Origin of the sequence: Arcanobacterium phocae (assembly GCF_018913465.1) — a bacterium.
Taxonomy (GTDB): Bacteria; Actinomycetota; Actinomycetes; order Actinomycetales; family Actinomycetaceae; genus Arcanobacterium; species Arcanobacterium phocae_A.
On sequence record NZ_JABAPM010000003.1, the window covers coordinates 1 to 14,440 of the forward strand.

Sequence of the window (14,440 nt, forward strand, 5' to 3'; positions counted from 1 at the left end):
CCAGACCAGCGCCTCGCAACAGATAAATACTTTACCCACCAACCACCCCCACGTCAAACCAAACCAACGTAACCCCCATCACAGATTTTGGGAAGCTTATAAAACCACATGTTCTTAGGATTCTCTTCAACACTTACTGTTTTATCCACAACTGTCTGTCACTGAAATGATGCCTAAACAAAACACACAATTTACCGATACCAAAGTCACGGAAAAATCACAGGTTCGCACGATTACCCACACTAAGTAGAGCTTTTATTCTCGTAATACACCTATATTTTCATTGCACTATAATCAAAACCCTGGAACCAAATTTCTATTGAAATTCCGGGGGGGAACTCGTGGATCCGCCTGTGTGAATCGAACTCACAGGGACGATTTTAACGGCCTGTTGAGCTAGTGCCATTTTCCCGTGTTTTCGTTGAGGTAGCAGTGTTTTCTACTTTCCACTATCTACGCCTAATTATGCTGTAGTATGCTTAACTATAGTTCACTAGTCCCACATACGTCCCACAAAAAAGAGGCAGTAAATGGCATTACGGCGCGATTTTGGAAACATCGAGCAATTAAAAAGTGGCCGTTATCGAGCTAGATTTATCAACCCAAACCAGCCACACAAAAACGACGGCACACGGAATTGGGTAAACGCTCCCACCACATTCACGACCAAGACCGCGGCACGTTCATGGCTCACACAAGTAAAGGCAGACATTGAACGTGGCGTGTGGAAATCGCCCGAACAACTAGACCGCGAGCGCAGAGAAGCAGAACAGCAAGCAAAGAAAGACGCGTACACGTTTGGAGAGTTCGCACAACGCTGGATAGATAGTAGAGAGTTACGCCCGACGACGAAACATAAATATGATTCATTGCTTGATCTGCATATACTGCCAACGTTTAAGCACATGCCGATACGTTCTATTACTCGCGCCGACGTGCGGGCATGGTTAGAGGTAGTGGCGCCGGGTAGGCCACGCACACGTAAAAGCGCCGCAGACCTGTTGGGCACTATCTTCCGTAGTGCCGTGCTATTTGAGGTAGTCGATGTGTCGCCTTATGTTGCTGGAATGTTTCAAGAGGTACGACCACCGAAACCACCTAAAGGCATGAAAGTTCAAACACGGCCACGGCAAGCATTAACCCTAAAACAGTTAGACGATTTAGCCAACACGGTTGCCCCTTACCTATCCGTGCTAGTGCGATTGTCTGGACTAGTAGGGTTGCGATCTGGAGAAGCCCGCGCATTACGAGCAAGCGACGTAGAGGTATTGACTACCAACCCTAAAGGCGAACCAACCAGCATGGCTATTCATGTGCGACGCAATGTTACTGGAGAGGGTAGCGCGCTACGTTTTGGAGAACCGAAAACCGCCGCGGGCATACGTAGTTTTATTGTCCCTCCCGTGCTGATCCCTGAACTATGGAAGCTAGTGCAAGAAACAAGACCTAACGGCCTGTTATTCCATTCTGTAGGCAAACCCTCCACGGTCATACCTGACACTACATATAGGCATTGTGTGGAGCGTGCGGCAGAAAGTTTAGGACTAGGGAAAGTCCACCCGCACGATCTACGCCGCACAGCTATTACAGCCATGAGCGAGCAACAAATACCGCCACATATTTCCCAAACCATTTCCGGCCACACTGATGAAGCTATGCAGGAACGCTACAGGCTAGCCAACCTTGACGGACTCAACGCCGCGGCGCTCGTGATAAGTAGAGCCTATGAGGAGCGGGACAAAGTGGCCTCACTTGACGTTAAACGCAGAGAACACGAAAACCAGAACAACACTACAAGTCAGCAGGCTAAATAAGAAAGGAACTCTATTATGACGACGACAGAACCAACACAGCCACGCGAAGAACTACGCGCACTACTGCCAGATAACCTTGACGAATATAACTACAATGCTGACACCCGTTGTCCTGACGGTCACGCGCACAATGTTTGCTGGCTTAAATATTTTGGCCTCATTGTCTTAGGGTATGTGGCACACGCAAGCAGTAACGGTGGGGAGCTATGCCCTGTGGATATCACAATAGACAATGGGGAGAGTTTAGACGGCGACTATTTAATAAAACATGCTGAGGATGTTTCACAGGCCGCTATGTTCCTCAAAACCACAACAGTCATCACAGCAGGAGGGCTCGCATGAGCGTTACAGAAAATTGCGTTAGCTTATATTGCGATCATGCGTCCAGCCAAATAAATAAACCCCGGTTTTACATAGCAAATGTACTGTTCGATGTTCACGGTGGCTCAGTGCCTTACATGGAGTACGATTATCAAGCCGATCGTTACATAGAAAGAAACACAACGCTTTTCCCCGAGCCACTCCCTCCTATTATCGTGCCTTATTTCAAGCCAGGTAGCCAAAGCCTAAATGGTCTGAGAAAAGATCAGTTCTCCCTACAAACTCGACAGTTCATTACTGCCGTATATCGTTCTATCAATTACAGTAAAAGTAACGTTGTGTCTTTTTGGATCGAGGGAACTGAGACTCTAATCAAACCCCTGAACGATACTCACCAGCGCCTTTTGAACGGACTAACACAAGTATTCTCCATGAAAAACTGGCCGGAAACGAAAAAGTTCGTTGTCGAGCATTATGGCCGCATGTACGCGCCAGACGGCGCAAGTTTTGGAACATCGGAAGAACTCCACAAATACTGGAACGACGGTTTTATCGAACCCAAAGAAACAAGCGTCCACATGCTTCGCATACTAGAGTCTCCCAGAGTATTGGGGGAATCGTTATTTACAAAGAGTTTCTATGGGTTTAACCTTCCCATTACCGTGACGGGTACTGATCCGACTGGTGGAAAATACGCCTTTGAGTTAGAACTCAAAAACTATCATGGAGCTGTAAGCTGCAGTGCCTGCGGCAATCGTTTTAGATTCTCCCCACAAGAAGTCATAGGTAAAGCTGAACAAGCAAGAAAAGTAGGCTTAAAAGAGTTGCCGATACGCCCATTTATGCTAAATTAAAAATAGATGGGCATAAGCTCATTCAGTCCTTATCTTCGTAAGGTATCTATGCGAAGATCGTGAGGCCTTGACTATCAACCGGTAGCGTTCAAGTTTTCTATCAGGCCATTCCGGTGGCCTTTAATCGCCGTGCCATCACGGTAGATAGGACGACTTGACAATGACTACGGTTATTGAACACCCGAACGTCTCATATACAACTATTAATGGTGCCGCGCACTGCCTCGACGTTCACCCCGACACTATCCGGCGCATGATCTACGCCAACAAACTACCCCACGTCAAAGTAGGCCGCGTTATCCGCATACCACTAGACGCGCTCACCCCCGCCGCGCTCAACGGCAAGGAGGTGAACTAATGAGCCTCACACTAGTACCCAACAAAGACACGCGTGAAATCGCCTCAGTAACCGCGGGCGCACACGATGCAACCCTAGAGGTCGATAACCAGCAGATGGTCTTAACGTGGGAGCAAGCCCAAGCCGTCTATAACATGTTGGGCGATCTACTGCCTGACTATCTGGTAATGGGTGGTGATGTGGCATGAAAAAAGACCACCTAGAGGGGACTAAATGGTCTACCCATATTCTACCTCATGCGCTCGCGAATAACGCACATGTAGACCCCACAAGCGCGCCTCATGGCATGGTTGCTATTACCTCAAACCAGTACGAGCCAATAAGGGTGCGTGTTAATGGTGTCGTCGTCGATATTGACCCGGCCACCGGGCGCAGTTTAGGCCACGCACTCTTAAACGCGGTAGCCACATGGTATGGGCTGGAGGTGCACGCATGACTATTGCTATTCTTGGCCGGCGCGGACAGTTGGCTGCTGATTACCTCAAAGCTAAAGACGCATTATTACGTGCATACGATCCTCAAGACGCTGAGGACAAAGCGCTGAAAGTGTTTTATCTGCTTTATCGTTACCCTGAGTCATTCCCCATTCTTGAGTATTTGGAATGGGAACTATGTGGACGGCTCTCAGAAAAAGGTGTGTCTGCTTATCGAATCGACGCTATAGCCGCGGACGCTCGAAGAAACGCGCAGGACTCACGCAAGCGTGAGGAGGATCAAGCATGGTGAACACATCTACACCTCAATACCGTGGCATGTTCGACCAGTTACCGATCAATAACGTGAACCAGTTTGAGACCACTATCTTAGATGATATTGTCCAACAGCTTCATAGGTTTATCGTGTTGCCTCATGCTCACGACTACACGGCTATCGCATTATATTGCGCATACACGTATGTCAGTGGCGAGTTTGATTTCGCACCGCGTCTCATGCTGACCTCAGCCGAAAAACGTTCTGGCAAGACACGAACTCTTGAGGTGATCCAAACACTAGTGCATTCACCGCAGATGACAGCGAACATATCGCCCTCAGCACTCTATCGGGTTATACAGTCACGACCAGGAGTAACAATTCTGTTCGATGAGGTAGACACCGTTTTTAACGCGAAAATGGCGAACGAACGTAGCGAAGAATTACGCGGATTACTAAACGCAGGATTTCAAAAGAATGGCACAGTAACCCGCGTCAATCTCAGTGCAACAGACGGGCTGGAAGAATTCAGTGTGTTTGCACCCGTGGTTATCGCCGCTATCGGCAACCTACCTGACACGATAGCCGACCGCTCAATACCGATCAGACTACGACGACGACGTTACGATGAGACAGTAGAACAATTCCGGCTCTCAGTCGAAGCTAAAGAGCTCGAACAATTGGGCGTACGCTTAGGAGAACAGATGGAACAATACGCAGGCGAGCTAGTAGGAGCACAACCCGATACGCCACTTACAGACAGAGCCGCAGACGTGTGGACACCCCTTATTGCTGTAGCTGACCTGTTCGGTCAAAAATGGGCAGACAAAGCACGGCAAGCCGCGGTGCACATCACTAAACGAGCACAAGAAATAAGTAGCGATAACGAGTCAGACGGAATCAAACTACTGGAGGACGTACGAAACCTCACAGAATGGCAACAGTCCGACTTTATCTCTAGCACCAAACTGCAGCAGCTACTCATTTCCAAGGAGGACGGTCTATGGAGAGAGGTAGGACTCTCCACACGAAAACTAGCCACGCTTCTCAAACCTTATGGAGTGAACCCTACAAGGAGCAAAGATGGCAACCAACGCGGCTATAAGCGTATCGATCTTGAGGACGTGTTCGCGCGCTACCTCACACCACCAATGCACGAAGATAACCGCGTCTGACACTTACTGACACATTGCTCCACAATAGTGACAGTAGAGATTTCACTGGCATATCAACGTTTCTGACACTTTGACACATCTGACACATAGGAGAACCCCCTCAAAGGTACGACCACTACTCACACACTAGCTAGGCAACAGATCAATAAACCTCGAAACAGACCCACACCCTAGAACCTTAGAGTAAGTGACAGAACCGTCAAAGTGTCAGAAACGCTATGCTAGCAACGAAAAGTAACCTGTCACATTCAAAAGCCAAAGTGACAGAAAGTGTCAGAGCCTCACACCCTCCCTACAAAACCGCTCAACCCTAAACCTAGGCATAATCGTTGACGCTACGACATAAACCCACCATGCTTGATAAAAAACAGAACTTTTGCCGCTCGCTCGCTTGAAGCTAGTATCCGGCGGTTAAACACAAAACAAGTAAGGGAGCCTACCCCCACCCTAAACACGCGTTTATGGCACGAAAACAGCTATCTAAACGCACTTAATTACATGCGTTAAACACCCAACCAGACCGCCTTATATGAACGTCTAACAAACTGTTTCCACGCGCTCGCGAGCGCTTTATTATCGACGTGTTGATGTGGTTTAGTTTCATGCCGCAGTGTTACTAGCGTGTAAACGTCGATCTGTTTCCGACGATAAGAAACGTTGTTTTATCAAGGTTAAATGTTCATTCTCGCTTGATGTTCCCACTGATGTTTACATATCCAAACAGTCCCCACACACGTCGCCCGGTCATGGCCTCGCGGGGTGTGTGAGTGTGTAGCTCACGGCGCAGCGTGCATGTGTTTGTGATGGGGTGGCGTTTCACCACTGCGCGCGTGTTTGTGGAAAAAATAGTGGGGAGAGATTTCCCTATGCCGCTTGGAGGAATGGCATGGGGAGAGGAGGGGATAGTGCCCCCTAACTAGCGGTTAGCTCATAGCCGTGCATACCTGGCAGACACGCAACGGTTCAGCAGTGTTAAAGGTTAGAACTATGAACACTGAAACTTTACTGAACATGAACCTGATTGAGTTCCTTAGATGGTGCGAACAAACCCAGAACGATCCGGCAACAGTGCTCGCGGACCTGATAATTGACTCAACATCTTCACCGCTCTAAATTTCAACTGTTGTGTCTATGATTAGAAAAAATAAAGCCCCCAGCAGGCACGATTGCTTGCTGGGGCTATTTTTATATGCGCCCATGTGAGCATAAAACCGCCACAGGCCTATAATTTTCGTTATACAATCATTCACATGAAAAAGAAAATCATCGCAACAATGATCGCTTTCTCAATGCCATTCGCACTAACCGCGTGTGGTACGCAGAAGGCAGAAAAAACAGAGCCAACTAATGCGGCTACATCTTCACAACAAGGGGAAACAACTCACGAGAAGAGCTCTAACGAAGAAAGCTCACATGACAAAGTGGACACTAACCCTAAGATCGGTGATACTGTAACTTACCCTGATGGTCTTAAGATAACTGTCACAGATCAAGGAGAATACGCACCAGGTAAAGACTCGGCGGGTGTCGATAATGGCACCCCACACCGGCTACAATTTGTTGTCGAAAACGGTACCGAAAAGAATTTTGACCCCACTTACTTACAGATAACGGCTTCATCAGGAGGCAGAGAGGCCTCACAAATTTTCGATTCTGAAAACGGGTTGTTAAACATGCCTAATACTGTAGTCCTACCTGGCAAGAGTGTGACTTGGGAGCAAGCGTTCTCTTTCACGGATCCTGATGATGTTATTATCCAAATCCGTTCGCATGACTTCGGACATGAAGATATTATCTACACTCGTTAATTAACTGTTGCTTTGGCGGGCATGAGGGGTTTCCCTTGTGCCCGTCTTTTTATTTGGCTAATTGTGCCTGGTACGCTTTGACGATCCAGCAGGTTACACCCAACTCGTCGGCTATCGCAGAAATGTGTCCGTGTTTAATTCTCTATTCCAAAACCTAATTTTTCTTACAGAACTTAAGGAAAACATCTGAAGATAGTATTACCATTCCCAGTCTTGCTCTCGAAGTTCTTGTTCTGTAGGGGATTTCTTCACTGAAGGTAACCGCTCAATATCAGCCACCCATTCAGAAGAAACCTCACTCGCACGTGCCACATACAAAAATGCCTCAACTTTTAACACTGAACCACCGATAGTAGCTCGAGCCACGCCAACTCGACCGTGCTTTTCAAGGAAATCGACAAGTGGAAGCATATTAGTCGACTGGGTATCAGAAAGCCACCCAATACGCTCTTTACCTATAAATACATCTACACGCTCGCGCGCAGACTTTGGACGGAAATCAATGGATTTTTCAAGACGAGCTAAGACGCAACGCTCACCATTTTCAGGCGCATATTTACGCAATACATCCATAAAATGCTCTTCGCCAATAACATGCATGCGCGCACCTAAAGGTAATTCTATTTCATCATCGGCGAAAGAAAGTAGTGTGCCGCTAATGTTTTGCGGGGATGGAACACGGAACGTTACACGCGAATGCACATCTTTCCCATCTTTCTGTGTCCAAATCCGTCCAGGAACGGCAAGTGGCGCTCCTAGTTTCGCAATAGGTCGATGGTATTTTTTTGCTTCCTCTGCTGGCATGTAAGCAATGCGTCGTTCCTCATATACTACTGCGACAGCATTCGGATCATACTTGTTGTCTGGTTCAGGAACGAGTAATACAGATACGTGAACTGTCAAGCCTTCATATGAACTGAAACTTGGGTTGTTTTTAAATATTTGTTTGTATGCGCTTTGATAGTAATACTCTCCGACGGCCTCGATACCGATCGGGAGCTTCCCCCATAGTTCTAGGGGTTTTTCTTTTAAAAAATTTGAAAGAGAAGGAGTCGAAGGGGATATCTCTATTTTCTCTTTTTCGTAGTCCGTGTTTGTGGTAGTGATTGCGGTTTTTGAAGTAGTTTCTTTGGGAGGTTTTTTAGCTATGTTCCATAAATATATTGCTCCTACTATAAGAAATACGGAAGTAAAAAAAGTTGCTGCACTATTCCTGTTATTGTCCGTGAAAGGACCAACTATTGCAGTAATTATGCATATAATCGCCATTACTGCGGGTCCTCGCCGTTGAATATCTTTCATGCGTTTTCCTTCCTAGTTTCCTTGTTAAGCATTATTAAAGTGTAGTCTTCGTTAATAAGCTTTGGCGATCCAGCTATCCGTAGCTAACTCACGTCAGCACCGATATGGAAGTTTCCACACATTCATGTTGTTCTGCATTTATCAAAAGTTTCGCACTACCGATCAGCACATTTCTCAGCTGATTTCCGCTATCTACCGCTACACATGTTAAGAAGGACGACTAAGAAAACCATCTTAAACACGGAGAAAGTAATCCGTCTAGAAAATACAACAAATACATACACAAACCATATACCCTGGGATACCTGACCCCTCCCCTCCCGGTTCGCCTTACAGGCACAGCGTAGCGATATATCCCCCCCCCGCTGAAAACACAACGAAAAGTCTAAAACCCGTACAGACTGACAGCGCCTATACGCGTAGCGGTCATGTGGAGCATAGTTAGGGGTATCGGGTGGGGTTTAGCGGCAAACCTACCTCACAGCCGACGGCAAGCCTGAACGCGTGTCTGTTGTGGCGTATGTTTTCCTTACTGTAGAGGCCATAACCATTGGCACGATCTGCCACCTCTTAAACGGTGTCTATACTGTGGACGTCTTAGAGACCAAACGCAAGCACATAAGCCTTGCATAAACGAAAAGTAGACCTGCTACCGTGCGACACTGCCATACGTTAGTACCCGAGAAGCACACAATGACGCTGTAACGAACGCGCACAAACACTTAAAGCAAACATGAATGTTTGGTTAAGGAACGTGTTGAAAAGATTGTGGCACGCTCGCGAATTACTGGCGGGGACATATTCTCCCCTACCGTATTCGCCCTAATATGGACAGCATAATGATATGCCCTATGAATCACTAAACTCCATAAACAGAATTCGTTAGCATCGCTCCCAATAAAAAGTCTAAATTTCGATTAAAAACAATTAATCCGCTAAAATATTATCTACAATTTCTTTAATCACAGCAGTTGGAATACACATGAAGTTTTCCTGAGAACTGCTATCATTAACCAACTTAAACCCATACCTCTTATAGTATTCAATTAACGGCTCATTCCTAACATGGAGTACTAAAAATCGAGCAGCACTATATTTGTTCGCTAAGAGATGTGCTTGAAATGCACCTAACATCAAAAATCTACCCAAGCCCCGCTTCTGATTCTCAACATGAAGAGCAAATTTACCTAAAAGACGAGCCGGATGTTGACGTGATTCAGAAATACCATCCCTCAACTTCTTCGTGAGCGAACTTCCCAACACTAAATGTTCACTAAGTGAAAAATAGCCAACAGGAACACCTGGAGTAGCAACCTCAGACATTATCCAAACACGTGATAAGTTTTTTTGATCTTCTTCGAAAGCCCGGTTGCTTAACCAATCCCCTAATCTATTGTCGTCATATCCACATGTAAAATCGTTAAGGAAATGATCCGCATCTATAGGTCGAATTTCATACCCCCCAAGGGTTATCACTTCAAAGCCTTTCGAATCGAACGAACAAAACTTTCAGGAAACTCCCAATCCATCCTTTCTAGAAAATCAAAATGATCCGAACTAAGGTACGTAACCTGTGATTCTGGCAATTTCTTTAGTAACTCTTCAGGAGTATCAGTACGCAAAAGAAAATAATCTATAATATCTTCTGCCAATATCTCACTACGCTCACCCGTTCGTTTACCCCAAGCCTCAATCCAAACTTGTTCTTCATGGGACTTATCTCGTAAACTCCACGTATCAAATTTTCCATAAAAATCAAGAACCGCGTTTAATACTGCATCGTAAAATGGATCCGCATCCTGTGGACTGTCTCCAAACGCATCACTAGCGGACTCCATTAATTCACGGCTCACGCTTGTTTTCTTCATATGTGCTGTCAACAGTTCACCAACAACAGGCCCGTGCTTCATAGCATAGAATTTCTGCCCGAACAATGCTCTACTCGTTAACTTTGCATACCAGCCAAAAGCATAATACACAAGCTTCTGGAGCTTTACTGGATGGATCTCGTCTACGTCTGAGAGCCTAAACAGATCTGAAGCAACCATAAAAACTGACTTCTGCATACCAACAACACCTCCACCAGCATAAAGAATATGTAAAATCTGTTCCTAACTATACTTGCTTTTCCATACCTGCTATTAAATTGTATCGACAATCACGCACTAATATCGAGTAATAAGCAGTTAAAACAAAAAGACTCCCTCTATTTCTGCCTATTTACCGATATACGCCCTATCGAAAATGGGATTAAAACTTTCAACCTTTATATTGAGCGGTTGCCACCAAGGCTAAATATGATGACTGTTAAGCTTTCCTTGTCCCACATACGTCCCACGAAGCCCTAAAAAGAAACCCGCTGATTTCAACTTTTCGTTGATATATCAGGGGGAACTACTTGAGCCGCCTGTGGGAATCGAACCCACGACCTTCTCATTACGAGTGAGACGCTCTACCGACTGAGCTAAGGCGGCGGATCGAAATGATTTAACTTTCGAACCGTCTGCTTTTACAGCTCTAACAATGTAACTGAATATCACCGTCCAGCACAACTGATTATCGCTAGTTCGCCAACATTCCGTCATAAATCACATGAATAATTAGTGGGTGGGAGGAACTTGGTTCTTCCCACCCACGTACACTAACACGAGCCACTATTTCGCTGGACAGCGTAGTCCGTCTTTAGGCACAGTGCCATTGAGTAGGTATGCATCCAGTGCGTCCTTGACACAAGTACCAGATGCTCGACCGTATGCGGTATGGCCTTCGCCCTCCCACGTCACGAGTACCGCATTCTCAAATGCTTTTTCGAAAGCTACCGCCCAATCATACGGAGTTGCTGGATCGCCCACAGTCCCTACGACAACAATTGGATCCGAACCCGAGGCAGTAAACCGTTGCGTAATTGGATGATCTGGTTTAGGCATTGCCATACAAGTTCCTTGCGAGTAGCCCATCATGTCGCCAAATAGTGGGGACTCTTTCGCTAATTCTTCGCTTAGTCGGTCCCAATCTTCAGGAGTATCTGTGACAACAGTATCGGCACAATTAATGACCGCGTGTGCTTCCATCGAGTTGTTGGAGTAGGTTCCGCTGGGAGTGCGTCCTACATAAGCATCGAACATGACTTGGAATGTATTTCCGGTGCCTTCATTCTTATATTCTTCAATAGCTTGGGTCAGGATTGGCCACGAGGCATCATCATAAAGCGGCGTAATAAAACCATAAAGCAAACCCGACTGCGTTAAAGGACGGTTTTCATCTGCAGTGGGCAACGGGGTTTCTCGCGCATGATCAAACATGGCACGAATTTCTGCCCGAGCTTCATCACGCGTACCGTCAAATGGGCACGACTTTTGTTTCAGGCAATCATCGATGTAGTTATTCGTTGCCAGCTCAAATCCTTTAAGTTGTGCTTTCAGCTGCTCAAACTCGGACACATCCGAATCGACCGCACCGTCAAGAATCAATCGGCCTACATGAGTTGGGAACAATTCCGCATACATGCCACCGAGCTTAGTTCCATAGGAAAAGCCAACATAGTAGAGCTTCGGATCGCCAACGATATGCCGAATAACATCCATATCGCGGGCAGCTTCTTCGGTACCAACATAGGCAACCAAATCACCGGAGTTCTGTGCACATTTTTCGCCGAAATCCTTCTCATCGGCATGCGATTGTGCTTTACCAGCTGGAGTTTCTGGGTACACGGTAGCAAGACTCTTATCCAACTCTGCATCAGAGACACAGTCAACCGGGGTAGAATCACCAACTCCTCGCGGATCAAACCCAACCACATCAAACTTGTCTAAGATCCGCTTAGAAAAGAACTGGAATGCGCTTTCTGCCATTTCTTGGCCCCCACCACCTGGGCCACCAGGATTTGCCAGCAACGAGCCAATTTTATCTCCATCAGCATGACGCCGTTTGAGTGCTAACTCGATGGTTTTCCCAGTAGGATCAGCATAGTTAAGCGGCACCGTAATCGTGGCACAATCTAAACCGATACCGCATTTTTTCCAGGTAACATCCTGCGTATAAAATGGCTCAAGTCCAGCTGGAATCTCCGGCATCTCAGCTTCAATGGCGTGGGCATCGATTGCCGCGAGTTCAGCTTTTTTCGACTTCCCTGACTCATCACCAGTAAGACCCCAAAGACCACCAGAACAACTGGACAGTAGGAGTACGGCCGCACTCAAGATGACAGTTAGACGTTTCTTCATGTGGTTCCCTACCTATTTTATTCCGCTTAACGAAGCCCAACAAGAATACTTTCCATCACCAGTTGCGATGGAACATTTGCTTTAAGTCGCGCTCGACCTTGACTAATAAGATCCAGCCTCCTCAGAGTTATCTGAGTTGTAGTACTGCTAGCAATACGATTGATTGCTTGTTCATAATCAATGTTGATCAGTTCTACTTTGGCACCCATTTGTTGTACCAAGACGTCACGATAGAACGCGAGCATATACACCATTTCCCGATCCAGAATATCGCGCTCTTGCCGGGTTTGACGACGGCGTGCTGCCTCCGCGCTCTCCTTTATTTGACTACGTACCGATGCCGGAATCTTAGACCCTGCATCCAACCCCAACGCAGCCATGCGTTGTTCTTCTAATGCTTTACTATCTTCTTCTTGGAGATCTTTTTTCGTGAGTTCCCCGCCGCGCATAGCAACCGTATCAGCAAGCAGATGTGCTCCTAAAGCGGCATCTCCCACGCCTTTTATTTTTGCTAATACGTTCAATGTATTCGTTCGGATCGCGGCTGCTTGCGGATCAGTAGCTAAGGCGCGTGCAACACCAATATGCGATTGTGCTGCTCGCGCTGCAACATGGGCAAGTTTAGGCTCTACTCCATCACGCTGAACAAGTAGATCTGCAACTAAAGAAGCGTGCGGCGTCACGAGGTTAACATTGCGGCACCGCGAGCGAATCGTTGGCAACACATCGGCGGCCGCGGCAGTGCACAGCATCCATACCGTGCGAGCTCCCGGTTCCTCAATTGCTTTCAACAACACATTAGTGGTTCGAGTAAGCATCCGATCGGCATCTTCGATGATAATAATGCGCCAAGCACCACTGGTAGGAGCCACATAGGAACGAGCAACGTATTCCCGCACGTTCTCAGCACTAATTGTCACCTGATCAGTAGAGACTAGGGTGACATCAGGATGATTACGTTCCAACACAGACCGGCATTGTGGACACTGCCCACAACCAGCCACTGGGCCAGTACACAATAATGCTCCAGCCAAACTTAATGCGGCCAACGATCTCCCAGAACCGGGCGGCCCAGTGAACAGCCATGCTTGGCTCATTGCTTGGCCGGCAACGTGCTCCGCATTCGTATCCGCTATCCGAGCCTGGGAACTACGAGCAGCATCGGCTGCCCGTTGCAGTTCATGTACTGCAACTTCCTGCCCCACTAAGCCATCGAAAATAGTCATGTTTAGATATTACTGGAGTGGTCCGACATAGTTTCATGGCGTTCGCTCTCAGATTTATTCATCGCTAAAATCCGCCCCACTGCACCTTGGATATGCTGAGCAATCTCTGCGATTTCCGCTGTACCATCAATTACTATCCACCGTTGCGGCTCTGCCTGTGCCAATTGCAAAAACTCTTCGCGCACTCGTTGATGGAATGCCACACCAGCCGATTCGAGCCGATCTTTTTCCGCACCAACCCGGGCTTTGCCGGTTTCTACTGGCACGTCAAGCAAGAAGGTTATGTCCGGCATCCGCCCTTGGACAGCCCAGAGCGATAAGTCACGCACCTCATCTTTACCTAGTGCCCGCGCAGCACCTTGATAGGCCACTGACGAATCCAGGTATCGGTCCGTAATGACGATCTCACCCCGGCTAAGTGCCGGCGCGATTTTTGTATCCATGTTTTGCGCCCGGTCCGCAGCATACAACAGAGCTTCGGCACGGGCACTGACTTCCCCACCATATAAAAGCAGTTGACGAATCTGTGCACCTAGCTCAGTTCCACCCGGCTCCCGAGTCACGACGACGGTATGCCCCTGTTCAGTTAACCATCGAGTCAGCAACTGAACTTGGGTTGATTTACCAGCACCATCGCCACCTTCGAACGATATGAACAACCCAGCCATA

Annotated in this window: 15 protein-coding genes and 1 tRNA gene; 9 read left to right on the forward strand and 7 right to left on the reverse strand. The window is 47.2% G+C overall.

Features of this window, described 5'->3' with window-relative positions; translation table 11 throughout:
* The first annotated feature begins 530 nt into the window (after positions 1-530).
* From KSO86_RS04410 to KSO86_RS04450, 9 genes are all read left to right on the forward strand, one after another.
* A complete protein-coding gene (locus tag KSO86_RS04410; protein WP_216378397.1) occupies positions 531-1,814 on the forward strand; it encodes a tyrosine-type recombinase/integrase in 1,284 nt (427 codons plus the stop codon).
* Between the two features lie 15 nt (positions 1,815-1,829).
* A complete protein-coding gene (locus KSO86_RS04415) occupies positions 1,830-2,156 on the forward strand; it encodes a hypothetical protein (protein ID WP_216378398.1) in 327 nt (108 codons plus the stop codon).
* Positions 2,153-2,989 (forward strand): hypothetical protein, encoded by an 837-nt coding sequence (locus KSO86_RS04420; protein WP_216378399.1) that lies wholly within the window; start codon positions 2,153-2,155, stop codon positions 2,987-2,989. Before KSO86_RS04415 ends, KSO86_RS04420 begins: the two co-directional genes overlap by 4 nt.
* 160 nt (positions 2,990-3,149) lie before the next feature.
* Entirely contained in the window at positions 3,150-3,347 is a 198-nt protein-coding gene (locus KSO86_RS08670; protein ID WP_216378400.1) for a helix-turn-helix domain-containing protein, read from the forward strand.
* Positions 3,347-3,535: a hypothetical protein gene (locus KSO86_RS04430; protein WP_216378401.1), complete on the forward strand. Its 189-nt coding sequence runs from the start codon at positions 3,347-3,349 to the stop codon at positions 3,533-3,535. Before KSO86_RS08670 ends, KSO86_RS04430 begins: the two co-directional genes overlap by 1 nt.
* Positions 3,532-3,783 carry a hypothetical protein gene (locus tag KSO86_RS04435; protein ID WP_216378402.1) on the forward strand — a complete coding sequence of 84 codons (252 nt, stop codon included), beginning with the start codon at positions 3,532-3,534 and terminating at the stop codon, positions 3,781-3,783. The genes KSO86_RS04430 and KSO86_RS04435 overlap by 4 nt, the downstream gene beginning before the upstream one ends.
* Entirely contained in the window at positions 3,780-4,073 is a 294-nt protein-coding gene (locus KSO86_RS04440; RefSeq protein ID WP_216378403.1) for a hypothetical protein, read from the forward strand. Before KSO86_RS04435 ends, KSO86_RS04440 begins: the two co-directional genes overlap by 4 nt.
* A complete protein-coding gene (locus KSO86_RS04445) occupies positions 4,067-5,212 on the forward strand; it encodes a DUF3631 domain-containing protein (RefSeq protein ID WP_216378404.1) in 1,146 nt (381 codons plus the stop codon). The genes KSO86_RS04440 and KSO86_RS04445 overlap by 7 nt, the downstream gene beginning before the upstream one ends.
* 1,250 nt (positions 5,213-6,462) lie before the next feature.
* On the forward strand, positions 6,463-7,020 hold the full coding sequence (locus KSO86_RS04450; protein WP_216378405.1) for a hypothetical protein: 558 nt from the start codon (positions 6,463-6,465) through the stop codon (positions 7,018-7,020).
* A gap of 198 nt (positions 7,021-7,218) precedes the next feature.
* Here the strand turns inward: KSO86_RS04450 and KSO86_RS04455 are convergent, their stop codons facing one another.
* The 7 genes from KSO86_RS04455 to tmk all read right to left on the reverse strand — a co-directional run bounded on the left by KSO86_RS04455 (position 7,219) and on the right by tmk (position 14,439).
* Positions 7,219-8,322 carry an HIRAN domain-containing protein gene (locus tag KSO86_RS04455; RefSeq protein WP_216378406.1) on the reverse strand — a complete coding sequence of 368 codons (1,104 nt, stop codon included), beginning with the start codon at positions 8,320-8,322 and terminating at the stop codon, positions 7,219-7,221.
* Between the two features lie 927 nt (positions 8,323-9,249).
* The gene (locus KSO86_RS04460; RefSeq protein ID WP_216378407.1) at positions 9,250-9,798 is read right to left on the reverse strand and encodes an N-acetyltransferase; all 549 of its coding nucleotides are present in this window, start codon (positions 9,796-9,798) and stop codon (positions 9,250-9,252) included.
* Positions 9,795-10,388, reverse strand: coding sequence for a Panacea domain-containing protein (locus tag KSO86_RS04465; protein ID WP_216378408.1), 594 nt, complete (start codon positions 10,386-10,388; stop codon positions 9,795-9,797). The genes KSO86_RS04460 and KSO86_RS04465 overlap by 4 nt, the downstream gene beginning before the upstream one ends.
* 335 nt (positions 10,389-10,723) lie before the next feature.
* Positions 10,724-10,796: transfer RNA gene (locus KSO86_RS04470), tRNA-Thr, on the reverse strand.
* 180 nt (positions 10,797-10,976) lie between these two features.
* Positions 10,977-12,545, reverse strand: coding sequence for an alpha/beta hydrolase (locus KSO86_RS04475; RefSeq protein ID WP_216378409.1), 1,569 nt, complete (start codon positions 12,543-12,545; stop codon positions 10,977-10,979).
* A 26-nt stretch (positions 12,546-12,571) separates the two neighbouring features.
* A complete protein-coding gene (locus KSO86_RS04480) occupies positions 12,572-13,771 on the reverse strand; it encodes a DNA polymerase III subunit delta' (RefSeq protein WP_216378410.1) in 1,200 nt (399 codons plus the stop codon).
* A gap of 2 nt (positions 13,772-13,773) precedes the next feature.
* Positions 13,774-14,439 (reverse strand): dTMP kinase, encoded by a 666-nt coding sequence (gene tmk / locus KSO86_RS04485; RefSeq protein WP_216378411.1) that lies wholly within the window; start codon positions 14,437-14,439, stop codon positions 13,774-13,776.
* Between the last annotated feature and the right edge of the window lies 1 nt (position 14,440).